General features: G+C 68.2%; 21 protein-coding genes. 8 read left to right on the top strand and 13 right to left on the bottom strand.

Annotation, left to right across the window (positions count from 1 at the left end; translation table 11 throughout):
- Window positions 1–2 precede the first annotated feature (2 nt).
- Together H0B54_RS22550 and H0B54_RS22545 are read right to left on the bottom strand one after the other, a co-directional pair.
- Window positions 3–908 carry a branched-chain amino acid ABC transporter permease gene (locus tag H0B54_RS22550; RefSeq protein ID WP_014240349.1) on the bottom strand — a complete coding sequence of 302 codons (906 nt, stop codon included), beginning with the start codon at window positions 906–908 and terminating at the stop codon, window positions 3–5.
- A 400-nt stretch (window positions 909–1,308) separates the two neighbouring features.
- Window positions 1,309–2,103 carry a hypothetical protein gene (locus tag H0B54_RS22545; protein WP_188262183.1) on the bottom strand — a complete coding sequence of 265 codons (795 nt, stop codon included), beginning with the start codon at window positions 2,101–2,103 and terminating at the stop codon, window positions 1,309–1,311.
- A gap of 269 nt (window positions 2,104–2,372) precedes the next feature.
- Here H0B54_RS22545 and H0B54_RS22540 point away from each other — a divergent pair, with 269 nt between their 5' ends.
- Entirely contained in the window at window positions 2,373–3,341 is a 969-nt protein-coding gene (locus H0B54_RS22540; protein WP_188262182.1) for an ROK family protein, read from the top strand.
- Here H0B54_RS22540 and H0B54_RS22535 read toward each other — a convergent pair.
- The 5 genes from H0B54_RS22535 to H0B54_RS22515 all read right to left on the bottom strand — a co-directional run bounded on the left by H0B54_RS22535 (window position 3,313) and on the right by H0B54_RS22515 (window position 8,207).
- Window positions 3,313–3,693 (bottom strand): hypothetical protein, encoded by a 381-nt coding sequence (locus H0B54_RS22535; RefSeq protein ID WP_188262181.1) that lies wholly within the window; start codon window positions 3,691–3,693, stop codon window positions 3,313–3,315. The genes H0B54_RS22540 and H0B54_RS22535 overlap by 29 nt on opposite strands.
- 141 nt (window positions 3,694–3,834) lie before the next feature.
- On the bottom strand, window positions 3,835–5,520 hold the full coding sequence (locus H0B54_RS22530; protein WP_188262180.1) for a glycosyltransferase family 39 protein: 1,686 nt from the start codon (window positions 5,518–5,520) through the stop codon (window positions 3,835–3,837).
- Entirely contained in the window at window positions 5,517–5,852 is a 336-nt protein-coding gene (locus H0B54_RS22525; protein WP_188262179.1) for a lipid-A-disaccharide synthase N-terminal domain-containing protein, read from the bottom strand. The genes H0B54_RS22530 and H0B54_RS22525 overlap by 4 nt, the downstream gene beginning before the upstream one ends.
- A 31-nt stretch (window positions 5,853–5,883) precedes the next feature.
- Window positions 5,884–6,642 (bottom strand): glycosyltransferase family 2 protein, encoded by a 759-nt coding sequence (locus H0B54_RS22520; RefSeq protein ID WP_094306301.1) that lies wholly within the window; start codon window positions 6,640–6,642, stop codon window positions 5,884–5,886.
- A gap of 104 nt (window positions 6,643–6,746) precedes the next feature.
- Entirely contained in the window at window positions 6,747–8,207 is a 1,461-nt protein-coding gene (locus H0B54_RS22515; protein ID WP_425490078.1) for a Do family serine endopeptidase, read from the bottom strand.
- Window positions 8,208–8,846: 639 nt separating this feature from the next.
- On the opposite strand from H0B54_RS22515, the gene H0B54_RS22510 reads away from it, so the two are divergent.
- Both H0B54_RS22510 and H0B54_RS22505 read left to right on the top strand, forming a co-directional pair.
- Complete coding sequence (locus H0B54_RS22510) at window positions 8,847–9,707, top strand: hypothetical protein (protein WP_188262177.1); 861 nt, start codon at window positions 8,847–8,849, stop codon at window positions 9,705–9,707.
- A 219-nt stretch (window positions 9,708–9,926) separates the two neighbouring features.
- Entirely contained in the window at window positions 9,927–10,151 is a 225-nt protein-coding gene (locus H0B54_RS22505) for a ChaB family protein (RefSeq protein WP_188262176.1), read from the top strand.
- A gap of 48 nt (window positions 10,152–10,199) precedes the next feature.
- On the opposite strand, the gene phoU is transcribed toward H0B54_RS22505, so the two are convergent.
- Window positions 10,200–10,910 carry a phosphate signaling complex protein PhoU gene (gene phoU, locus H0B54_RS22500; protein WP_188262175.1) on the bottom strand — a complete coding sequence of 237 codons (711 nt, stop codon included), beginning with the start codon at window positions 10,908–10,910 and terminating at the stop codon, window positions 10,200–10,202.
- Between the two features lie 181 nt (window positions 10,911–11,091).
- Here phoU and H0B54_RS22495 point away from each other — a divergent pair, with 181 nt between their 5' ends.
- Complete coding sequence (locus tag H0B54_RS22495; RefSeq protein ID WP_188262174.1) at window positions 11,092–12,402, top strand: pentapeptide repeat-containing protein; 1,311 nt, start codon at window positions 11,092–11,094, stop codon at window positions 12,400–12,402.
- Window positions 12,403–12,444: 42 nt separating this feature from the next.
- On the opposite strand, the gene H0B54_RS22490 is transcribed toward H0B54_RS22495, so the two are convergent.
- Window positions 12,445–12,939 carry a MarR family winged helix-turn-helix transcriptional regulator gene (locus H0B54_RS22490; protein WP_343069007.1) on the bottom strand — a complete coding sequence of 165 codons (495 nt, stop codon included), beginning with the start codon at window positions 12,937–12,939 and terminating at the stop codon, window positions 12,445–12,447.
- A 391-nt stretch (window positions 12,940–13,330) separates the two neighbouring features.
- Between H0B54_RS22490 and aguB the strand changes: the two genes are divergently transcribed.
- Complete coding sequence (gene aguB, locus H0B54_RS22485; protein WP_094306294.1) at window positions 13,331–14,227, top strand: N-carbamoylputrescine amidase; 897 nt, start codon at window positions 13,331–13,333, stop codon at window positions 14,225–14,227.
- Between the two features lie 24 nt (window positions 14,228–14,251).
- Here aguB and H0B54_RS22480 read toward each other — a convergent pair whose 3' ends face one another.
- Entirely contained in the window at window positions 14,252–14,887 is a 636-nt protein-coding gene (locus H0B54_RS22480) for a putative metalloprotease CJM1_0395 family protein (protein WP_188262172.1), read from the bottom strand.
- 205 nt (window positions 14,888–15,092) lie between these two features.
- Here H0B54_RS22480 and H0B54_RS22475 point away from each other — a divergent pair, with 205 nt between their 5' ends.
- The 3 genes from H0B54_RS22475 to H0B54_RS22465 all read left to right on the top strand — a co-directional run bounded on the left by H0B54_RS22475 (window position 15,093) and on the right by H0B54_RS22465 (window position 19,516).
- Entirely contained in the window at window positions 15,093–18,101 is a 3,009-nt protein-coding gene (locus H0B54_RS22475) for an SLBB domain-containing protein (RefSeq protein ID WP_343069009.1), read from the top strand.
- The gene (locus tag H0B54_RS22470) at window positions 18,098–18,928 is read left to right on the top strand and encodes a glycosyltransferase (protein WP_188262170.1); all 831 of its coding nucleotides are present in this window, start codon (window positions 18,098–18,100) and stop codon (window positions 18,926–18,928) included. The genes H0B54_RS22475 and H0B54_RS22470 overlap by 4 nt, the downstream gene beginning before the upstream one ends.
- A 120-nt stretch (window positions 18,929–19,048) precedes the next feature.
- Window positions 19,049–19,516 carry a helix-turn-helix domain-containing protein gene (locus tag H0B54_RS22465; protein ID WP_188262169.1) on the top strand — a complete coding sequence of 156 codons (468 nt, stop codon included), beginning with the start codon at window positions 19,049–19,051 and terminating at the stop codon, window positions 19,514–19,516.
- A gap of 23 nt (window positions 19,517–19,539) precedes the next feature.
- Here H0B54_RS22465 and H0B54_RS22460 read toward each other — a convergent pair whose 3' ends face one another.
- From H0B54_RS22460 to H0B54_RS22450, 3 genes are read right to left on the bottom strand one after another with little or no spacing between them, the layout of a single operon-like run.
- Window positions 19,540–20,391, bottom strand: coding sequence for a glycosyltransferase (locus tag H0B54_RS22460; protein ID WP_188262168.1), 852 nt, complete (start codon window positions 20,389–20,391; stop codon window positions 19,540–19,542).
- Window positions 20,388–21,359, bottom strand: coding sequence for a GumC domain-containing protein (locus H0B54_RS22455; protein WP_246472689.1), 972 nt, complete (start codon window positions 21,357–21,359; stop codon window positions 20,388–20,390). Before H0B54_RS22455 ends, H0B54_RS22460 begins: the two co-directional genes overlap by 4 nt.
- On the bottom strand, window positions 21,352–22,599 hold the full coding sequence (locus H0B54_RS22450) for a glycosyltransferase (protein WP_188262167.1): 1,248 nt from the start codon (window positions 22,597–22,599) through the stop codon (window positions 21,352–21,354). The genes H0B54_RS22455 and H0B54_RS22450 overlap by 8 nt, the downstream gene beginning before the upstream one ends.
- Window positions 22,600–22,647 lie beyond the last annotated feature (48 nt).

Here is a 22,647-nt window from a genome sequence, read left to right as displayed (position 1 = left end):
CCTCACACCTTCTCGATTTCCGGACGGCCCAGCAGGCCGGTCGGACGGAAGATCAGGACGAGCACGAGAATCGTGAAGGTCGCCACGTCTTTCCATTCGCTGCCCATGTAGCCCGACCAAAAGGCTTCGATCAGGCCGATGACCACGCCGCCCAGCATCGCGCCCGGCAGCGAGCCGATGCCGCCGAGCACCGCGGCGGTGAAGGCCTTAACGCCAGCCAGGAAGCCGATGTAGAAGTCGATCACGCCATAGATCAGCAGGACCATCATGCCCGCGACAGCGGCCAGGGCGGCGCCCATGACGAAGGTCAGCGAGATGACGCGGTCGACGTTGACGCCCAGCAGGCCCGCCATCTTCTTGTCCTGCTCGCACGCGCGCTGAGCGCGGCCGAGCGAGGTGCGGGTGATGAGCTGGGTGAAGCCGTACATGAGGGCGATCGTGATGACGATCGTCGCCAGTCGCACGTAGCTGACCGACACCGCCCCGTCCATCAGGGTCAGGTTGCCCGGCAGGATCGGCTGCAGCGGCTTGCTGCGGGCGCCCTGCAGGATCTGGACGTAGTTCTGCAGGAAGATCGACATGCCGATCGCCGAGATCAGCGGCGCCAGACGCGGCGAGCTGCGCAGCGGGCGATAGGCGATGCGCTCCACCGTCCATCCGTAGACGGCGGTGAACAGCATCGATGCGACCAGCATGACGAGAAGAGCCAGCGGAACCCAGGTGATCCCCAGGCTGCCGATGGCCAGGAAGGTGATGAGGGCCACGAAGGCGCCGATCATGTAGATCTCGCCGTGGGCGAAATTGATCATGCCGATGATGCCGTACACCATCGTGTATCCGATCGCGATGAGGCCGTAGATGGCGCCCAGCGACAGGCCGTTGATCAACTGCTGAAGAAAGTATTCCATTGTCTTACCTCGCCTCGGCGCGATGCGCAGGCTTCGGCGAGCGAGACAAGCGCGCTCGTACACCAGTCACGTGAAGTGCCACTCCCCGAATTGGCTTACCCGGGCTCTTGAGCGCGGGGCCAAGATTGTTGTGTAAGCGGAACGTTAGCCCAGTGGCTCTCAACAGAGCAAGAGGGCAAACCCGCACTCTATCTGCGGTAATACCAATTTTCCGAGAATTTGCAATATCGATTCATGTCAGTTCCGTGAACTTTGCGCTTGCTTTCTACCATAGCGAATGCATCGCATGAAAAAAGCCCTCTTCACTGTGGTGAAGAGGGCTTCGCAACAACTGTGCCACTGCTGCGATGCATGATGCCGGACACCCATGGCGTCCGGCATCACCATCGATACTGAACGGTCAGCGCTTGGCGGAGACCACCTGGGCCTTCGCCGGCTCCTTGGGCTTTCCCGGAGCCTTGGCCGTCGCCTTGCCGGTCGACTTGGACGGCGCCGCCGCGCTGCCGCCGCGCGAGGCCGGGGCCTGGGCAACGTCGTAATTCACGTCAGGGTTGCTGACGACCTGGACGTCGCACAACGGCTTTGACGACAAATGCATCAGGCCGGCGCTTTTTTCATCGCCGGTCAGGACGCGGATGTCGTCCGCCGTCAGGTCCATCGCCGCCTTGGAGCGGTCGACGAAGTTGGCGCAATAGAGCCCGGTCCCGATCACCGCGGCGCGGCGGCTGACCTCGTTCGCCAGCTCGGTGCGGAACATGTCGAACTGCCGCGTCGCGTTGCCTCCGCCCTTCTTGCGGAAGTGGTCGATCATCGACGCTTCCGAATTGGAGATCAGCGAACGGTTCTTGATGGTGAAGTCCTGGTACAGGTTGAACGGCTTCTTGTCCGGGTTCACCTGCTGGCAGGTCAACCCGACGACCATCATCTCGGTGTGCATGCGGATGGTCTGCTCCGCGGCGTGCTCCGCGCGGCTGTAGCAGGCGCCGGGCTTGGTCGCGGCGGCCTTGGACGCGGTGCTCTTGGCAGTGGCCGGCTTCGCGGAGGCCTTCGTCGCAGCCGCCTTTTCAGCGGCCGGCTTCGCCGCCTCCTTGGCGGCGGCCGGCAGCGCGGCGCCGGCGAACAGCACGGCGAGGCCGACGGCGGCGGTGCGCAAGGTGAAAGAAGGAATGCGATGGGCGGCGCGCTGGCGATTCATCGTTGGTCCGGCTCCGGTGGCCCTGATTGACGGGCGGAATCCGACGGATCACGCCCTCTCCTTCGCTGGTTCTACAAGATCCCGACAGACGGTCAACCCATATCACCCGCGCAAAGACCATTTGTCCCAGCCTGTGGCACGGGTGTCGACGGGAAGCGACGATCCACCAAGCGGCGGTTGCTTGGCTTGCGGGTTGCCGGTCTTTCCCAGTATTGCAACAGCCCAGGCGTCCGTCTGTGACGCGGGCCACACATCAGGGCACTTTTCCCATGAAGCGCACCGACGGCACCCCATCGGCCATCCGCATCGGCATCGACCTCGGCGGCACGAAGACGGAGGGGATCGCGCTCGACACAACCGGCGGGGAGCGCGCCCGCTTCCGCGTCCCCTCCCCGCGCGGCGACTACGACGCGACGGTGCGGACCATCGCCGACCTGGTCGCACGGCTGGAGAGCGCGGCGGGATCGACGGGCGCCACCGTTGGGATCGGCATTCCCGGCTCCATTTCCCCGGCGACCGGGCTGGTGAAGAACGCCAACTCTACCTGGCTGATCGGCAAGCCCTTCGACCGCGATCTGGCCATGGCGCTCGAGCGTCCGGTGCGGATCGAGAACGACGCCAACTGTCTGGCCGTATCGGAGGCTGCGGATGGGGCCGGGGCCGGTTGCGGCGTGGTCTTCGCGGCGATCCTCGGCACCGGCTGCGGGGCGGGAATCGTCGTCGAAGGCCGCCCGCTGGGCGGTCGCAACGCCATCGGCGGCGAATGGGGGCACAATCCCCTGCCCTGGCCCACCGACGACGAGCGGCCCGGACCGGCCTGCTATTGCGGCAAGTCGGGCTGCCTGGAGACCTTCGTGTCCGGCCCCGCCGTTGCCGCCGACCACCGCCGGACCACCGGAGCGGACCTGTCCGTGGAAACCATCGCGGCGCTGGCGGAGCGCGGCGACGCTACGGCCCGTGCCACCCTTGACCGGCTGGTGGACCGGCTGGGGCGCGGGCTGGCGGGCATCGTCAATGTCCTGGACCCGGACGTGATCGTGCTGGGCGGCGGACTGTCGAACCTGGGGTTCCTCTACGCCGCCCTACCCCCGGTTATCGCCCGCTGGACCTTCTCGGACAGCGTGGACACGCCGGTCCGCCGGGCCGTCCACGGCGATTCGAGCGGAGTCCGCGGGGCCGCCTGGCTCTGGCGGCCCGAGGAGGCCGCGGCTACCGCTCGAAGGTGTATTCCGGATTGAGCGTCACCTCGCGCGGGGTACCGGGCATATTGTCCCCGCCGCCCCTGCGCGCTGCCGCCGCTGCGCCGCGGGCATCGCGGACCGGCGGTGTCAGCGAATTGGTCCGGGAGTAGGACGGGGTGGCGCGGGCCGGATCGGTGCCGTAGCCGCGCGAACCGGCGCGGAACTGCTCGCCGTTGCCCATGGCGCCCCAATGGGACGGCCGTGCCCCGGGAATCGGCTGAGCCTCCTCCATGCGGCGCATGTGGGGGCCGGTCGGCACCATCTCCTCATACACCCAGGAGGGGTATTCCTGCCTCTGCGCTTCGGCGGGTGCGGCAAAGGCCAGCACCGCGAGGGTCGCTACAGTCATCGTTCGAAGCATGACACGGCGGCCTTCCATACTTTTGCGTGTGGAAGACGGATTCCGCCGGATGCGGCCGCGCATGTCCAGGGAGGAGGCGGGTTACTCAGCCCGCGGCCTCCATCCGGTGGACACCCCATTCCGGTACGTTCAGGGGCGCGCCGCGCCGTAGAGCGTCAGGGTCAGCCGCTTGCCGGTGTTGTAGTTGAAGCCGGTGAACCGGCCGAGCGGCACCGGCTCCGCCCCCTTCAGGGCGGCGCGGAACTCCGTCTCCTCACGGTCCGTCACCAGAGCCAGCCCGCAGGAGGGATTCTCGGCCAGATGGGCGGCGGCTTCCGTCCCGTGGGTCAGGCGCGTATCGGTCCCCAGCAGGAAGACGAGGCTCGGTTCGGAATAGCCGGCGGAGGCGACCACGCTGTCGGCGCAGGGGCGCACCGCCGCGACCGTCCGCGCGGCCTGCCGGCTGATCCACACACCGTCGATGCCCGGCAGAACCGCGCCGTAGGTGGCCGCGTACAGCGCCGCCGCCGCCGCCAGACCCGCCGCGAAACCCGGCTTCTCGCGGCGCTGGGCGAACAGGCGTACGGCCAGCGCGTACAGCACCAGGACCACCGGCAGCGTGGCGATCGCCACCGGATCGACGCGCCCGTCCACCAGATAGGGAATCACCGCGACCGCGACGGTCAGAGCGCCGAACCCGATGGCCCCGAGAGCGGTGGCGACCGAGAACAGAGCCCATCGCGGCGCGTCGGCACGGCGCAGGAAATGCTCGCGCGCCGCCGCGGCGGTCAGGATGGCAATGGCCGGGAAGACCGGAAGCGTGTAGTGCAGCAGCTTGGTTGGCACCGCCTCGAAGACCAGCCAGCTCGGGACGATCCAGGCGATGCAGAAGCGCACGGCGTCCGCCACCGGCCCGGTGCCCTTGCGGTGGCGCCACGCCCAGGGAACGGCCAGAAGCGCCAGGAAGGACCAAGGCGCGAAGGTCACCCAGAAGGTGCCCAGGTAGTAGCCGGGCGGCAGGCCCTTCGCCTCCTGCCCGCTGACCACCTTGCCCATCATGTCGTGGCCGACCGACTCGGCGAAGAAGGCGCCCTTGGTCTTCAGGGTGATGGCGATCAGCCAGGGTGCTGCGATGGCGACCACGATGGCGAGCCCGACCAGCGGGCGCAGCCGCTTCAGCCAGCCGGCCCGGCGGTCCAGCACCGCCAGCACCAGCGCCGTGGTGCCGGACACCAGAAGGACGATGGGTCCCTTGATGAGGATGCCGATCCCCGCGGCGATCCAGAAGGCGAGAGGCGCCGCCCACCCGGACCGCTCCGCATGGCGGTTCAGATAGAGGCTGGCCAGCGCCGCCTGCCCGATCACGATGGTGGAGAGCAGCACCGCGTCGGTCTTCGCCATGCGCGCCTCGACGCCCAGCACGACGCAGGAGGCCAACATCAGCCCGGCGAGGAACCCGACCGTCCCGCCGAACATCCGCGTCCCGGTCCAGGCCGTCGCCAGCACCGCCAGCACCGCCCCGATCAGGGATGGAATGCGGAAGGTCCAGATTTCCTTCGGCATCCCGCTTGGTCCGTCGACCAGCCGCGTCGCCGCGGTCTGCAGCCAGTAGATGCCCACCGGCTTCTTGTGGCGCGCTTCGTCCTGGAAGCGGATGTCCACATAGTCGCCGCTTTCCAGCATCTGGTGGGACGCCTGGGCGAAGCGCGCCTCGTCCCGGTCGAAGGGCGGCAGATCGAAGAAGCCGGGCAGGAACAGCAGGACGCTGATCACCGCCAGGGCCAGATAGGCCAGGACCGGAAGTCGGCTGCCCGAGGCGTTCGGCACCGCGCTCACGGCGTGCCCGCCGCGTTGCCGTCCGCCCCGCCGCTCCGGCGATTGCTCCAGACGAAATAGAGGTTTCGGAAATAGATGATGAGGCCCAGCCCTTGCCCGAACATGAACACCGGATCACCCCGCTGGATCGAATAGGCCAACAGAAGAACCCCACCACCGATGGAGAAGTACCAGAAGAGGTCGGGCACGATGCTGCGCCGGGCGCGCTCGCTGGCGATCCACTGCACGACGAAGCGCATCATGAAGAGCGCTTGCGCAAAAAAGCCGACGCCGACCCAGATCAGGTCGGCGGTGCTTTGACTCTGGTACCAGGCGATGGCGCGTTCGAGCATCGGGCGGCAACCGGTCCGGACGGAGGAGGGTTCAGCGGTCTTCGACCGCTGGCGACAACGCGGTGCGCCGCTTCAGCCAATAGACGCCCAGCAGATCGACCACGCCGATCAGCCCGCGGCGCCAGTTGGTGTACTTGGACACGCCGCGTTCCCGCGGGCGGTGGTTGACCGGCACATAGGCCACCGGATGGCCGTGCGACCGGAAGAGGGCGGGCAGGAAGCGGTGCATCGCCCCGAAGAAGGGTAGATCGAGAAAGGCGTCCCGGCGGAACAGCTTCAGCCCGCAACCGCTGTCGGTGCAGCCGTCCTGGAGAAAGGACTGCCGCACAGCGTTCGCGAAGCGCGAAGCCAGACGCTTGGACAGCGTGTCCTGCCGCTTCTTGCGCAGACCGCCGACCAGGACCGGCGCATCCGGACCGCCCTTGGCGGCCAGAGCGAACAGGGCGGGGATGTCGGCGGGATCGTTCTGGCCGTCGCCGTCGAGGGTGGCGATCCACTCCCCGCGCGCCGCCTTCACCCCGGTGCGCACGGCCGCGCTCTGGCCGGACCGGCGGACATGGCGGACCAGCCGCAGACGGCCGGCGGCGACCACGGGCGCGAGGCGCGTCAGCGTGTCGTCGCTGGACCCATCGTCCACATAGATCACCTCGAAGGCGCGGCCCAGCACGTCGGCCGGCGACAGCGCGCGCTCGATCTCTTCGAGAAGGGGAAGGACGTTTTCGGCTTCGTTGAAGACCGGAACCACGACCGACAGCCGCACGGGCGGACGGCCCTCGGAATCTACGCTCACTGGATTAATCCCATTCGCCAAGTGGCGGGCAAATTACTCCCGCCGCCCGGCAAACGGTAGAGGAAAAGGTTGGGACGGCCCTTGGGGGCAGCCTCTGGCCGCCCTCAGCCCTTGCGGTCTTCGATCGGCATCGGCACGTAGCGGAGGTCGCCGTCGCGGCTGAGCAGCATCAGCACGGTCTTGCGCCCCTGGCTGCGCGCGTCGTCGACCAGACGGTTCAGATCCTCCGGCGTCTTCACCGGCTCCTGCCCGGCCTCCACGATGACGTCGCCGGCCTCGATCCCGCGCTCGCTGGCGGCGCTGGCATCGCCGACCTCGGTCACCACCACCCCCTCGACGTCGGGATTGATGGAGAAGCTGTCGCGCAGACCGGGGGTCAGTTGCGACAGGGTCAGGCCGAGGACCTGCTTGCTGTCGACCGTGGTTTCCGGGGGCGGCGCTCCGCTCGACCCGGACAGCGCGACCTGCTCCTTCGATTCCAGTTCGCCCACCGTCACGGTCAGAGTCTCCGCCCTGCCCTCGCGCACCAGTTCCAGCGGCACGGAAGACCCGATCTTGGTCGCGGCGACGACGCGCGGCAACTCGCGCATCTGTTCGATGGACTCGCCGTTGAAACGGGTGATGACGTCGCCCTGGCGGACGCCGCCTTTCCCCGCCGGGCCCTCCGGCGACACGCTGGTCACCAGGGCGCCCGCCGGCTCCTGCATGCCGAGGCTCTCGGCGATGTCCGGAGTCACGCTCTGCACCTGCACGCCCAGCCAGCCGCGGCGCACCTGCCCATGGTCGCGCAATTGCTCGATGACCGGACGCGCGACGGAGGACGGGATGGCGAAGCCGATGCCCACCGACCCGCCGGTCGGCGAATAGATGGCCGTGTTGATTCCGATCACCTCGCCGTTGAGGTTGTAGAGCGGCCCGCCGGAATTGCCCCGGTTGATCGATGCGTCGGTCTGCAGATAGTCGTCGTACGGCCCCTGTTGGATGTCGCGCTGCCGCGCGGACAGGATGCCCGCCGTCACCGACCCGCCGAGGCCGAAGGGGTTGCCGATGGCGACCACCCAGTCGCCGACCCGCAACGCCTCGCTGTCACCCCAGGGGGCGGCGACCAGCGGCTTCTTGCTGTCCACCTTCAAAACGGCAAGGTCGGTCGGCCCGTCCACGCCGACGAGCTTCGCGGGCAGCTTCGTGCCGTCGTGCATGGTGACGGAAATCTCCGCTGCCTCGGACACCACATGGCTGTTGGTGACGACGAAGCCCGCCGGGTCGATGATGAAGCCGGAGCCCAGCGCCGCCGTTGGGCGCGGCGCCTGTTGCTGTTGCTGTTGCTGTTGCGGCTGGCCGCGTTGGCGGTCGCGGAACTCACGGAAAAATTCCTCGAAGGGCGAACCGGGCGGAAAGCCGGGCATCTCCGGTCCGCGCGGTCCCGCTTGCGGACCGCCCTGCGGGGGCGCCTGCGTGGTGGATATGAAGACCACGGCGTCCAACTGCTTTTCTGCGAGTTCGGCGAAGGTCGGGGGGGCGTTGGGCGGCAGGACGGACGCCAGCGGCGGGGCGGCCGGGGCCACAGCGGCGTCCCTTCCCGCATCCTGCGCGAACACTGGTGCCGAGAAAGCCAGGATGGCGGCGACAAGCCCCGCAGACGCGGCGGGCGCCGCCGATCGCGACGCAGATCCACTCGTCAATCCGGTCTTCAATCCAGCTTGGCGCCGGACGAAGCCGGACCGGGCCCGGAATCGATCGATGGAATGCGGCATGAACAAACTCCGCCTGTCGGACAGCGCGCACCATGCAATGGGCGCTACACGTCAACAGAACACTCCGCAACGCATTCCGGACCGCCGCGGATTTTCAAACCTCTATGCAACCGCTTCCTGCACGACCGATTCGTGAAATACAGTTTTTAAAATTCTTATCCGCGGATGTTCCTATGCGGTTCGCACGGGCGACGCCACAAGGCAATCCAGCCTTCGGACTAAGGCTCCGGCAACCCGCCTAAGCGCAATTTTTCCATGCGGCGCAAAGTTCTTCTGGCATTTTCCCAGCAAGTTCCCGATATTCATCTTTACCGACAACATCGCACGCAAAAACGGCTCCTGACGTGATGCTCGTGCACGCGCCCGCGTGCCACTGCGTCAGAAGGCGCGCGATACGGCCCAAGCAGCGTACGCATGACTCAAAATTCACTTTGGCAACCGAGCGACATAATGAACGCAGAAACCGGGTCCGAACCGGAGGCTCCGAAGAAGCGCGGACGAATCCCCCAGTCGGCGTGGCCGCAGATTCTTGAGCGTTACCGTTCCGGCGCTACCCTGTCGGCGATCGCGCGTGAATTCGAATGCACGCCGAGCGCCATTTCCTACATCATCCGCAAGGCCGAGGCAGCCAGCGACGCGGCCAGCGACAAGGATGCGCCGGCCGAAGAGGGAACCGCCGGCGACGCCGCGGAAGCGCCGGCCGGCGACGCCATGGCGGAGGAGCCGCCGCCCGCTCCGGTTGCTGCTTCCGAGGTTGCTGCTTCCGAAGCACCGGCACCGGCCAAGCCCGCGCGCCGCGCCGCCGCCCCGGTCACGGCTCCGGCTCCGGCTCCGGCCGCCCAAACGGCGGCTCCGGCCGCAGCCCCGGCCGCAGCAGCTCCCCAGCCCGCTCCGCCGCAGCCGTCCGCTCCCGCTCAGACCGAGACGCTGCGCCTCAACCGTCCGGAGCCGCAGCCGGCTGCCCAGCCGGTGCCGGTTCAGCCGGCCCCGGTCCAGCCGACGGGAGCCCCCGCCCAAACCGCTCCGCAGCCCGCCGCGGCGGATGGAAGCCGCCCCGCCGGCACCAATCCTCCGCCGGTCGATGCCGTCGAGGCCAGGCTGCGCGACACCGCGCGCGGTTGCCTGAACGCCTACCGCGGCTGGCGCCAGCAGCCGGGCGAAGCGTCGATCCAGACGCTGTCGGAAGCGGTGCACGAGCTGCGCAAGGCTCTGGCCCGCATCGAGATCGACATGTCGGCCAGCCGCCGTGAAGAGCAGGCGATCCGGCCCATCCCGATCCCGGCGCACCGCACCGCGCGCCGCACTCCGTAAGACAGGCCATCAGTACGGGTCTTCGCAACGCTGCTTGGTTCATCGAAAAGCCCTTCCCCACCGATTGGGGAAGGGCTTTTTTCGTGCCTCAAACCTTCGGCCTAAGCCGTCCACCGCCGCCGCCTACCTCCAACGTCGCAGGAAAAAGCCCTACGGGCTCCAGTGGAATGGCGGCTATACTGGAGGCAATCAAGCAACCATAAGACGGAGGAATGCCCGATGACCTTCCGCAGGAACACCGAACTGCCCGAATCGGTGAAGCGATGCCTGCCGCCGCCCGCGCAGGACATTTACCGTTCGGCCTTCAATCACACATGGCAAGCCTGCCGGTCGCCAGAAGCGCGTCAGGCCCTGCAACGCGAACGTCTGGCCCACAAGGTCGCCTGGGCCGCGGTCCGGCGACGTTACGAACCGGACGGCAGCGGCTGGCGCCCCAAGCACTGAAGCGCCACGGCGGCCACGGACAACGTCATGGGCGCGCATTGCGTGCCCTCACTCCTTCTCCACCACCGTGAAGCTGCTGAGATCGCCCTTGGTCCGCTCCTCGGACGGCAGCCGTCCCTGAACGATGTAGCAGATGTTTTCAGCCACGTTCGTGGCGTGGTCCCCGGCCCGCTCAATGGACTTCGCCACGAACAGCAGGTGGGTGCAGCCGGTGATCTGCGCCGGCGACTCCATCATGTAGGTCAGGAATTCCCGGAACAGGCTGGTGTAGGCGGCATCGACCTGCCCATCCCGGTTGCGGACGGCCATCGCCCGCTCGGCATCCTGTTCGTCATAGGCCGCGACCACGTCGCGGATCATGCCGAGCACCGTCTCGCCCATCCAGGCCAGCGACGCGACGGGCGGTTCGACCGGGATTTCCGCCAGAGTGACCGCGCGCTTGGCCACCGAGCTTGCGAAATCGCCCATGCGCTCCAGATTGGAGGCGATCTTGAGCGCCGATACGATGTCGCGCAGATCCTTGGCCACCGGCTGACGCAGGGCCAGCAAGCGTACGCTCAGGGATTCCAGCTCCAGTTCCAGCCGGTCGATCTCGGCGTCGGCCTCAACCACCCGCGCGGCTTTGCCGGCGTCCCGCTCCGCGATGGCCTCCAAAGCGGCGGCGAACTGGCTTTCCACCCGTTGCCCCATGGTCACGATGATCTGGTGCAGGCGCCCCAGTTCGGCATCGAAGGCCGCCACCGTGTGTCCGCCGTTCATTCCCAACCCCTTTTCCTTGTTTCAGGGCCATACCGCGATGGTCCGGCGTCGTCTTGCGCCCGGCTGCGGAACAGCATGTTAACAATTAAACCAGATTATCTTATGACACTGCTAACGCGCTGGAGTAACCGCGCCCCGAACCCTGCGCTGTGCCGGGAAGGGCCGATTGTCGGACGGGGTCATGACGCCACATGAGTTGGTCGCCGTGCTGGAAAAGCACGAGCGTTGGCTGAAGAACCGGTCGGGCGGCACGCGCGCCAACCTGACCATGACCAACCTGGAGGGATCGAACCTCGCCGGGGTGGAGCTGACTCAGGGCAAGCTGTCGGGGGCCAACATGGCCCATTGCGACCTGTCCAACGCGAATCTCAGCCATGCCGACCTGTTCGCCGCCCACCTGACCAAGGCCGACCTGACCGGCTGCAACTTCTACAGGGCGGATCTGCGCGGCGCCCACATGCGCGGCGCCAAGCTGAAACGCGCCATCCTGAAGGAAGCCGACCTGCGCGGCGGCGCGCTGCTGTACGGCGGGAACGGGGCGAACGGCAGCAAGGGGCTGGACTTCGTCCGCTCCGACCTCTCCGGAAGCGACATGGACGACGCGATGATGTCGAACGCCAACCTGTCCGGCGCCGATCTGACCGACGTGTCGATGAACGGGGCGGATTGCGAAGGCGCGCTGATGGCCGGGGCCACGCTGATGCGCTCGACCATGAAGAACTGCAACCTCGCCCGCGCCGACCTGCGCGGCTGCAACCTGTCCGGCGTCAATCTTCAGGGTGCCATCCTGCGCGACGCCAACCTGAACGGCGCGGTGCTGGCCGGCGCCAACCTGCGCAACGCGGACCTCCAGGGCGCGAAGATGGAGGGAGCGGACCTTGCCGGGGCGGACACCACGGGCGCCAACATGGCGCGCTCCGCCGAGAATTTCTCGATTCAGATCCAGGAAGCCCTGCACAATCACTACACCTGGATCAACACCAACGGCGCCATGGGGTCGCGCGCCGACCTCAGCGGGGCGGACCTGTCGCACATCGACCTTCATGGCGTGAATCTGTCCGGAGCCAACCTGCGCGGGGTGCGGCTGGTCGGCGCCAAGATGCGCGATTCCCTGCTCATCATGTGCGACATCTCCGCGGCCGACCTGACCGGCAGCGATTTCGGCGGCGCCATCCTCGACGGGGCGACCCTTCGCGGCACCAACCTGTCCGGCGCCCGCTTCGATGGGGCGGGCATCGGCTGGGTCGATATCAAGGGGCCGGACGGCCGACCGACCGGGCGGCTGTGGGCGGCGAACCTGACCGGCAGCAACTTCACCGGGGCCTCCTGCATCCGCACCAACATGCGTGGGGCGAATCTGGCCGGCTGCGATTTCTCCAACGCCGATCTGACCGGGGCCATTCTCAGCGACGCGAACATCCGCGACGCGCGTTTCTCCGGCGCCAACCTGACCGGCGCCAGCCTGCCGCCGCCGCCCGATCCGGACGATTGACCGGAACGACCAATCGGACGAGAAGGGCCGCCGCCGCATCCGTCATCCCAGATCATCGTCACCGGCGATGGGCGGCAGGCAGCCGAGGTTGGCGGACACGCGGCGCAACACGCTGACGGTCAGCGCCAATTCGTCCGGAGAAACGCCCTGGGCGGCGGTCTCCTCGATCTCCTCGGCGCAGGGCAGTATGTCGGCCCGCAGCGCCTTGCCTTTCGGCGTCAGGTAGATGTTCACCTTGCGCCGGTCGTGGTGGTTGCGCACCCGTTGAACAAGATCGCACCGCTCCAGATTGTTCAGTGCCGCCACGGTGGTCGGTTCCATCATGCCGACCCGCTGGCTCAGTTCACGCTGGGTCAGCCCGTCCTCCTCCCACAAGGCGCGAAGAAAGTACCATTGCCCTATGCTGACGCCGTGATCGGCGATGCGGAGTTGCAGGGCACGCGCGATCGCGCGGTGCGCCTCCCGCACGGCCCGCGGCAGGGTCGCGCCGGATTGAGGGAGTCCGTCCGCATCCTCCTGGCGCGGCTCAGCGACCACGGGTTCCTGTCTCTTGAAACGCCCAACCATGACGACGATCTTTCGGCAGACGTCCGTCAGGCCGTGGCGCGGTGCAGCGGACGAAATCAACTTACCCGATCATATCTGCTCTCGGAAAAATCGTAAAGCAATTGCGGACTTTTATTTCTCGTGCATGCAATAATATGTCGCATAACCAGCGCGCGATCCCTGGCGTGCGTTTTTCATATTTATGCGTATGACTGTCGAGTTCTGTGACCAACCATCGGCAACGGCTGGGCAAAGAAACCGTCCGGCCCGGTAACGTGGACAAATCTGAAAGGTTTGTGACAGGGCGGAGATGGGTTGCGCGCCCGACCGTCAGCCCGTTAACACGGCACAGCACCACGCAAGAGCACAGGAGCATCAGCCTATGCGCCCCACCACCGGACGCACCGTCACCGTCGCGGCGACCCAGATGGCCTGCGGTTGGGACCGCGACGCCAATGTGAACGGCGTCGAACGCCTCGTGCGCGACGCGGCGGCGCGCGGCGCCCAGATCATCCTGCCCCAGGAACTGTTCGAGACGCCCTATTTCTGCAAGGACCAGAAGCAGGACCTGTTCGCGCTCGCCCACCCGGTCGAGGATCATCCGGTGATCGCGCGGATGAGCGCGCTCGCCCGCGAACTGTCCGTGGTCATCCCCACCAGCTTCTTCGAGCGGGCGAGGAACGCCTATTACAATTCCCTGGCGATGATCGACGCGGACGGCACGGTCCTTGGCGTCTACCGCAAGTCCCACATCCCGGACGGTCCCGGCTATCAGGAGAAATACTACTTCAACCCCGGCGACACCGGCTTCCAGGTCTACGAAACCCGCTACGCCGCCATCGGCTGCGCGATCTGCTGGGACCAGTGGTTCCCGGAATCGGCCCGCGCCATGGCGCTGAAGGGGGCGGAGATCCTGTTCTACCCCACCGCCATCGGATCCGAGCCGCAGGATGGTTCGCTGGACAGCCAAGCCCACTGGACGCGGGTCATGCAGGGCCACGCCGGAGCCAACCTGATGCCGCTGGTAGCCTCCAACCGCATCGGCCGGGAAGAGGGTGAGACCTGCGGGATCACTTTCTATGGCTCCTCCTTCATCGCCGGGCCGACCGGGGAACTGGTCGCGCAGGCCGACCGGGAGAGCGAGGCGGTCCTGACCGCCAGCTTCGACCTCGACCGCATCGCCGCCCAGCGCGCGTCCTGGGGCATCTTCCGCGACCGCCGGCCGGAGTTGTACGGCCCGCTGCTGACCCTTGACGGCGAGTCTCCCGTCCGCCGCTGAGACTCGGAACCGGACCGTCCGGCGTCAGACCATGATGCCGGCGGTGCCGGTCCGCTGGCCGATTCCATAAGCCGACGCGTAAGCCGCCGCACCGCGCGCCGCCAGCGCCGGCGCGGCGGTGTCGCTTGGCGTCGCGCCGCCCTCTGAGCCATCCTGCCCATCGGACGAACCGCCGCTCCGTGAGCCCGGCCCCGAACCTTTCCGCCGCAACTCCTGCTGCGCCTGCATCTTGGTGGCATCGGCCTGCTGGGCGACGCGGAGGTCCTGGGCAGAGGGGTCGGAAGGTGCCAAGGCCGCCGCCTTGACCGTGTCCATTTTGCGGACGGTGGCTTCGGGATCGCTCTCCGCACCGGCGTCCACCTGGACTTCGCCGGCGGTCGCATAATTCTTGCCGTCCGGCCCGCGGGTGAAGGTGAAGGAGGCGCCACCCGCGTGGGGGCCGCCAGCGGCCTGATGCGCCGCCTCGTGCTGGCGGACGTTGGCGTCGATGCGCTTGAGTTCCTGGACCTGCCGCTGCTGATCGTCGGTCAGCGTGCCGGACAGGCCGGCGGTGTTTTGGCCAATGTCCTTCTGGCCGTCCGGGCTCCGGTCACGCGCCTGCTGGCCGGGCCGCAGGAGCGGCACGCCATAAACGCCACTGGACGATACACCGGCAACCATTGGCCGCGGCTCCTGCGCACTCCACGCAATGCCTCGCAGTCTACACGCCGCGTGATGATGCGGCAACACAGCTTGGCCGTTGCCTTTTGAGGGATCTGCACGCGATAGTACTCATCGCGCCCGGACCAAACGATCAATATGGAACGGGGATACAGCGCCAACACAATTCATGTGTGACTCATTGCGCAGAATTTTCACCCTTTTGGTGCCGTTGGCGGCGCTGATCGTCTGGGGGCTCGCCGTATCGGCTGCGGAGCCCACGTCCCCGGCGCTTCATGCCCGCGCTCCGGGGACGCCGCCTCAAGCGAAACCCGCCCCGCTTCCGGAGGCTCTGTCGCCGATCGAGGCCGCCTACAGCGAGCGGGCGGGCTCGGTTCTTCTCCAGTTCGGCTACGACCAGTTCGGAGAGGAGCCGCGGCGGCGCGACGGATCGGGCGGCGTGCAGGCGGACTACACGCTGGGTCCGGGCGACGAGCTTCTTGTGACCCTTCGCGGGCAGAAATCCTCCAGCAAGCGCCACGTCATCGACGCGGCGGGGTTGCTCACCGCGGATGACGTCCGCCCCGTCGTGGCGCAGGGTCTGACCCTGGCGGAATTGCGCGCCCAATTGGCCAGCGCCGTGACCGCTTCCTTTCCCGACACCGAGGTGTACGTCTCGGTGACCGAAATCCGGCGGATCGGCGTGCTGGTGACTGGCGCCGTGGTGCGTCCGGGCCGGCAAGAGGTGGGCGCCTTCGCCACGCTGATCGACGCGCTGACCGCCGCGGGCGGTATCACCCGCGCCGGGTCGTTGCGCCGCATCCGCCTGTTCCACGCCCAGGCCGCGGGAGGCGCCCCATCCAGCGGGCTGCCCATCGACCTGTACGACCTGTTCATGACGGGAGACGGCGCGAATGCCGGCCTCCGCCTGCGCGATGGCGACCGCGTCTTCGTGCCGCCGCTTGGCCCCACCGTGGCGTTGGCCGGTCCGCTGAAGCGGCCCGGCGTCTATGAGCTTCCTCCCGGCCAGGACCGCCTGCCGGTCGCCATGGCGCGGGAGATGGCCGGTGGCCTCCTGCGGCCCGGCGCGCATCGGGTGCTCCGCTACGCCATCGGCCCGAACGGCGAGGAGCGGGCGGAGGAGCTGTCCGACGCGGATGCGACCCAGTTGGCCGACGGCGACCTGCTGATGCTGGCGCCACGCCGCGAGGACCGGCGCGGCGACCTGCGTCTGGACGGCCATGTTCTGCGTCCCGGTCCGCGGGCGCTGGAGCGGACCCCGACCATCGCGGCCCTGGTTTCGACGGCGGATCTGGGGCCGGCGCCCTATCTCCCCTTTGCCGTGCTGGCCTCGACCCGTCCGGGCAGCCGAGCGCGCGTTCTCCAGCCGATCGATCTGGGGGCTGTGCTCAGCGGCCGCGACCGCCGCCCTCTGGCCGAGAGCGACACCCTCTACGTGCTGGGAGCGGAGGACGTGGATTTCCTGACCTCCGAACCGGTTCTGGAGCTGCTGCGCGGTGCACGCGAGCCGGCTCCGGACGCGTGCCGCGGACTGGTCGTGCTGGCCCGCGCACTAACCGCCCAACCCGACGGTCCGCTGGCCAGCGGTCCTCAGGCACGGGCGGCGGCGGGACTGACCGGTGGACGCACGCCCTGCCCGCACCTGTTCCAAGCCGTTCCCGACCTGCTCGTCTTCGCCTTGGAGCATTCCGCCCTGTTGATGGGAGGGGTGCCCCGCCCCGGCTTCTATCCCTCCGTGGGACGGGGCAGCGCGGCGGAGTTGGCGCTCGCCGCCGGAGGTCCGGAGTCCGGCGCGTACTACGACACGCCCTCGGTTGGCGGCGCATCACCACGCCGTCCGGCGGCGGCCGGGGCCATTCTGGAGCCGGACGCCCCCGTCTATGAGTTGACCGGCCATGCCCGCCGTCCCGGCGTCCGCCCCCTTGCCGGAGGCGCCACGCTGCGCGACGCGCTGACCGGCGGCGACGCCCTGAAACGGGATGTCTATCCCCTGCTGGGGGTCATCGAGCGCTTCGACCGCCGCACCCTCGCCCGCCGCCTGATCCCCTTCTCTCCGCAGGAGGTGGCCTCCGGACAGGCGAACCGCGCGCTCGCCGACGGTGATCGGGTGCGGCTGCTCTCCATCGCCGAGATCCGTTCGCTGACCAATCATCCGGACAAGGACGGCAAACCAGAAGCGCAACCCGCCGACGCTCAACCACCGCTGCCCATCGACGTCACAGCGCTGGTGCGGGAACGCGGCGTGCAGGTGCGTGGCGCCGTGCGAACCCCCGGCGCCTATCCCGTGGCGGAGGCGGCGACCGTCGAGGCCCTTCTGGCGACCGCCGGCGGCCCGGCCGCGACCGCCGATCCCGCCAGCCTGGAGATCACCACCGCCACCGGCCAGCGCCGCCGCCTGGACCTGCGCGACGGAGCGTCGGCACGGACGGCGCTGCATCCGGGCGACAGCCTGCGCATCAACCCGTCACCACAAGCACTGGAGGCGCGGGCGGTCACCATCTCCGGCGCGGTGCGCCGCCCCGGCAGCTACGACGTGGCGCGCGGCGAGACGCTCTCCTCGCTGATCGACCGGGCCGGCGGCCTGACGGAGGAAGCCTATCCCGCGGGGACCAGCTTCCTGCGCGACAGCGAGCGCAAGCGCGAGCGCGCCTGGTTCGACCAGCAGGCCCGCGACCTGGAACGCTGGATGGTGCAGGAGGTCGAGAAGGGCGAAGCCGCACGCTCGGACGTGGTCGGGCTGGCCCGGCAACTCGCGACTCAATTGCGCGGTGCCGAACCGCTGGGCCGCATCGTCGTCGAGGCCGACCCACAGGTGCTTCGCCGGCGGCCCGAACTGGACGTGCTGCTGGAGCCGGACGACCGCATCATCGTCCCGAAACGCCCCCTCACCGTCACCGTGACCGGCGAGGTGCTTCATCCGACCGCCGCGCAGTTTGTCAGCGGAAAGACCGCCGACGCCTATCTGCGGGAGGCGGGGGGAGCGAGCCGCAACGCCGACGATGCCCGCATCTTCCTGGTTCTGCCGGACGGGCGGGCGCAGCCGCTGTCACTCTCCTCCTGGAACCACACGATGACGGCGATCCCGCCCGGCTCCTCCATCGTGGTGCCGCGCGACCCGAAGCCGTTCGATCTGATGGAATTCTCCAAGAACATCGGCACCATCCTCGGCCAGCTCGCCATCTCGGCGGCGGCCATCGCGGTGATCTCCGAGTGACGGTTGAAGCGGGAATGGTCCGGCTGGCCGTGGTCACCGTGGTCCGCGACGACCTGCCCGGCCTGCTCGCCACCCATGCCAGTCTGCGCGCCCAGACCCTGGCATCCTACGACTGGTTCGTGGCGGATGGGGGCTCCAGCGACGGGACGGCCGCCTGGCTGGCTTGCCACCAGAACGAGGTGGCCTGGTGGCGCTCGTCGCCCGACCGCGGCCTGTACGACGCCATGAACCTCGCCCTGGACGCCATCGCCGAACGGTCGTTCTCCTGCAGGCCACCCTGCAGCCATGTCCTGTTCCTCAACGCCGGCGACCGGATGGCCGACGACCGGGTTCTGGAGCGGCTTCTTCCCATCCTGGGCGAGCGTCCGGACACCGGTCTGTTCTACGGGGACGCGTTGGAGGAGCTTCCCGGCGGGCGTCTGGTCGTGAAGCGGGCACGGTCGCACCGCCGCGCCGTGCTGGGCATGTTCACGCATCACCAGGCCATGGTCTACCGTCTGGTCGAGTCGTCCGGCCTCCGGTTCGATCTGCGTCATGGGCTGGCCGCCGATTATGCGTTCACCCTGACGGTCCTCAAGCAAGGGCTCCCGGCGCACCGCCTGCCACTTTCGGTTTGCATTTTCGCCGCCGGTGGACGGTCGCAGCAGGACCCGGCGCGCGGGCGCCGGGAGCAGGCGATCATCCGCCGCGAGCTGCTCGGGCTCGGCCGCACGGCCAACGCAACATTGTGGGGATTACAATGGCTTGCCCTTACCCTGCGCCAGAAAATTCCATGGCTCTACGCGAAATATCGTTTCTCATCAAATGAACAATCATTTCTTTCATAAGCTTTGACGACTGTTTCACGCATCTAGCTATTGATGCGCACGAAAAGTTGCATAGAATTTACTTTCTGAACTAACCAATTTCCCTGGTGGCGCGCGCCACCTCCATACTGAGGGTCTATTATGAGCGCCACGAAATCCAAGCTATCACCCGCTCACACGCTGTCACGCCGTGGCGAGGGACCCAACCCGATCGACATCCATGTCGGCGCCCGGTTGCGCCTGCGCCGCACCCTGCTCGGCCTGAGCCAGGAGAAACTGGGCGAGGCGGTGGGCATAACCTTCCAGCAGCTCCAGAAGTACGAGCGTGGGTCCAACCGCATCAGCGCCAGCCGGCTGTTCAACCTGTCGCAGGTCCTGGGCGTCCCGGTCAGCTATTTCTTTGAGGACATGCCGTCGCCGGAGCACATCGCCACTCCGTCGCCCGACGTTCCGCCGTCTGAAACGGAAGAATTCGAATCGATGGCCCGCCGCGAGACTTTGGAACTGGTGCGGGCCTACTACCGCATCGAAGACCCCTCCGTGCGCAAGCGGACGTTCGACCTTCTGAAAGCGCTGGGCGGCGAACGCGCCCTGGACGAGGCGGTGTAAGGCACGGCACCGCCGTCCGATCCTCAGTCATGGGTGGACGCGGGTGACACGGCCCGCCGTCTCGCGTCCGCGATCTTCATGCCGATCTGCCAGTAGTAAAACGCCCGCGCCAACGCATGTTGGAACCCCGGACCGCCGTCCAGGAAGCCCAGCCGCAAAACATATCCATACAGGAATACCAGGAGCGGACGGGCCGGCAACCGGTTGAACCACATCTTCAGCCACCGCCGCGACCCGGAGTCCCGTGCGATCAACTCCGTCATCCGCTCATCCGAACGCAGCGCCGCTTCCCAATCGGCGTAACGGGCATGCCGTTCGAACCAGGCCGCAACCGGCTTGTCGTCGGCATGGTCCAGGCTGTGCCGAAGCCGTCCGACCGTGCCGGCGATCACCGGCTGGTAATGCCCCTCCACCTCCCACATGGTGGCGACATCCAGATCGGGTACCAACGGGAAGTGCGCCTTCCGGCGGTCGAACAGGGCGAGTTTCCGGTTGCCCGCGCCGAAGCGCAGGCGCCGGCCGAGAAACACCGGACGGCCGTCGATGAAGTAGCCGGCATGCCGCGGGCCCGTGGCCATCACCGCGGCGATCTCTTCCACCAGAGCACCGCTGAGCCGCTCGTCCGCGTCGAGGAACAGGACCCAATCCTGATGAAACGGCAGGTGGTCCAGGCACCATTGCTTCTTCTTCGGGTACCGTCCGTCCCACTCGAAGGGCACCACCCGCGCGCGCGCCGCCTCGGCGATGGCCAGCGTCCCGTCGGTGCTGCCGCTGTCCACCACGAAGCGTTCGGCGAAACGGTCGAGCGCTGGCAGACAGTGAGGGAGATTGACCGCCTCGTTGCGGGTCATCACCACGACCGATACGGGGATCACGGAGCCGCCTCCCCACCCGCGCGCCACAGGCGCCGCAGGCTGACGACGATCGCTCCGGTCACCAGCCCAACCAGCGCCGCCATTGGAACCACCGTCAGGGGATTCGGCCAGTCCGCGCGCTGGGCCGCAGCGGGTGGTTCGATGGCGTCCGCCGCCAGCGGCAGATCGACCTCGATCATCATGGCGATGCGCTCCTGCTCCGACAGCAGGTCGGCAAGGGCACGACGGTGCTCCGCCACGGTGATTCCGGCCAGACGGGCGCGGACATGGGCGATCTGCGCGGCGCTGCGCCTGGACGCCTCCGCCCGCAGATGGGCGTCGGTCGCCTGGGCGGCGGCGGACAAAATCCGCAGCGCCATGACGCGATCGGGATGGCGCAGCCGCAGCCGCCGCATCGGTCCGCTGCCCACCATGTCGACGGTCAACCGGTCCCGAAGCGCGCTCGCCACCCGCTCGGCGTCGGGCTCGACCCAGTCCGACCGGCCGACGAGCGCGAGGAACAGCCGCCTGACGGACGCCACGGGGCCGGGCGCGGGGCGCCAGCCTCCCGTCTCCTCGTCCCAACGGTCCGGAAACAGCCCGCGCAGCAGCACCGGATCGGCCATCATCCGCTCCGCCACCGGGATGGAGGTGAAAAGCTGGAGGTAGCGCGCGAAATCCGAGAGGATTTCGTCCCCCGGACCGGGTTCCGACGCGGCGGCAGCGGCTTCCCGGCCGATCAGCACGGGCAGCCGCGCGCCCATGGCCGCCGCACCGACGCGGGCGGTCGGCCCGATCACCATCACCGCGGTGTATTGCGGCACGACCAGCCGCAAGGCGGTCACCGACGCCACGATGCCCAGCGCCGTCCCGATGAGCAGGATCGGCCAGCCCTCCCGCATCGTCCACACGAAGCGCCGCAGCCGTCGGCCCGACTCCGCCGCTTCGGCCTCCAACGGGGAGCGGCCCAACCGCATTCCATCAGGCATGCGGCAGTCTCCGCCCCGGCAGAATGGCGGCGCCGCGCAGCCTCGTTTGGCGCAGTCCGTCCGCCAGCGCCGCGAAGCGCCGTGCCGCCGCCGCCGCGTCCCAAGCCGATGCAACGGACAGCGCCCGCGCCCCCTGTGCCGCGCACAGAGCCGGATCGTGGGCGTAGCGGCGAACCGCAGCGGCCAATCCCGCCGCGTCATCGGACGCCAGCCTTTGCCCGCAGCCATCGAGCATGGCCGCCGCGTCGCTGCCCGCCGGCCCCAGGAACAGGCACGGCCGGCCGGTTGCCAGCGCGCCGGCCACCTTGCTGGGCACCAGCAGCCCCTCTGCCCGCGGGTCCATGGTCGCCAGATGCAGATCCGCGGCTGACAGGCTCTCGGCCAACCGCTCCGGGGGCTGGAGCGGCAGCAGCCGAACGTTCGCCAGCCCGCGCCGCTCCACCGCCTCCGCCACGGCGGCCCGGCGGCGCCCCTCACCGATCAGCAGAATCGCGACGGCGGGATCACTGCGCGCCAGCAGCGTCGCCGCGTCCAGCACGGCGTCCATCGGGTGGGCCAGCCCCATGTTTCCGGAATAGGCCACAGTGAAGCGGTCGCCCAGCCCATGCTCCAGCCGGAAGGGGTTGTCCGCGCGCGGCACCGGGCGGATGCGCGGATCGGGCCAGTTTGGGAGGATGGTGATCCGTTCCGCCGGCACACCTGCCGCCGCCAGCCGCCCGGCCATGCAGCGCCCGATGGCCACCACCGCGTCCTGGCGGCGAAGCGCCCGAACGCTCGCCCGCTCCGTCATCCACCTCAGCGGTTCCGGCATGCGGATGCCGAGCACCGGCAGCAACGCCGGAAACACATCCTGGCTCCAATGAATGGACGCCGCGCCATGGCGGGCCGCGATCAGTGGCCCCGCGCAAGCCAGCAGCGGCGGATCGGTCATGGTCACCACGACGTCATGCCGCGGCAGGCGCAGCGTCCGCTGTATCAGCCGAAACGCGGCTGCAAGATAGCCGCGGGCGGTCAGACGCGCGTCTCTGTGCGCCGCTCCCGCATCCCGCGGGTTCTCCCCACCCGTGCGGCGGACGGTGACGCCGGGCGGTGCGTCGCTGGGTCCGCACCCGTCCGCCACGACGGTGACCCGCCACCCCATCGCCGCCATGCGCTCCGCCAAGTCGGACACGCAACGCCCGGTCGCCCCCTTGTCCGGAGGAAACACACGGTTTACGAACAGGATGGACGGTGAATCCACGAGGGAAAGATCTCAAAGATGGATTGACACGCATAAGTATGCATTTCC

Source organism: Azospirillum tabaci (assembly GCF_014596085.1).
Taxonomy (GTDB): Bacteria; Pseudomonadota; Alphaproteobacteria; order Azospirillales; family Azospirillaceae; genus Azospirillum; species Azospirillum tabaci.
This window is presented reverse-complemented; position numbering and strand designations above follow the sequence as displayed.

Coding starts and splice junctions, on each gene's coding strand:
- phoU (WP_188262175.1), bottom strand. CDS start 10,910: ATGAACGGCGGACACACGGTGGCGGCCTTCGATGCCGAACTGGGGCGC.
- H0B54_RS22455 (WP_246472689.1), bottom strand. CDS start 21,359: ATGCCTGATGGAATGCGGTTGGGCCGCTCCCCGTTGGAGGCCGAAGCG.
- H0B54_RS22535 (WP_188262181.1), bottom strand. CDS start 3,693: ATGACTGTAGCGACCCTCGCGGTGCTGGCCTTTGCCGCACCCGCCGAA.
- H0B54_RS22545 (WP_188262183.1), bottom strand. CDS start 2,103: ATGAATCGCCAGCGCGCCGCCCATCGCATTCCTTCTTTCACCTTGCGC.
- H0B54_RS22540 (WP_188262182.1), top strand. CDS start 2,373: ATGAAGCGCACCGACGGCACCCCATCGGCCATCCGCATCGGCATCGAC.
- H0B54_RS22505 (WP_188262176.1), top strand. CDS start 9,927: ATGACCTTCCGCAGGAACACCGAACTGCCCGAATCGGTGAAGCGATGC.
- H0B54_RS22510 (WP_188262177.1), top strand. CDS start 8,847: ATGAACGCAGAAACCGGGTCCGAACCGGAGGCTCCGAAGAAGCGCGGA.
- aguB (WP_094306294.1), top strand. CDS start 13,331: ATGCGCCCCACCACCGGACGCACCGTCACCGTCGCGGCGACCCAGATG.
- H0B54_RS22550 (WP_014240349.1), bottom strand. CDS start 908: ATGGAATACTTTCTTCAGCAGTTGATCAACGGCCTGTCGCTGGGCGCC.
- H0B54_RS22525 (WP_188262179.1), bottom strand. CDS start 5,852: ATGCTCGAACGCGCCATCGCCTGGTACCAGAGTCAAAGCACCGCCGAC.
- H0B54_RS22480 (WP_188262172.1), bottom strand. CDS start 14,887: ATGGTTGCCGGTGTATCGTCCAGTGGCGTTTATGGCGTGCCGCTCCTG.
- H0B54_RS22495 (WP_188262174.1), top strand. CDS start 11,092: ATGACGCCACATGAGTTGGTCGCCGTGCTGGAAAAGCACGAGCGTTGG.
- H0B54_RS22465 (WP_188262169.1), top strand. CDS start 19,049: ATGAGCGCCACGAAATCCAAGCTATCACCCGCTCACACGCTGTCACGC.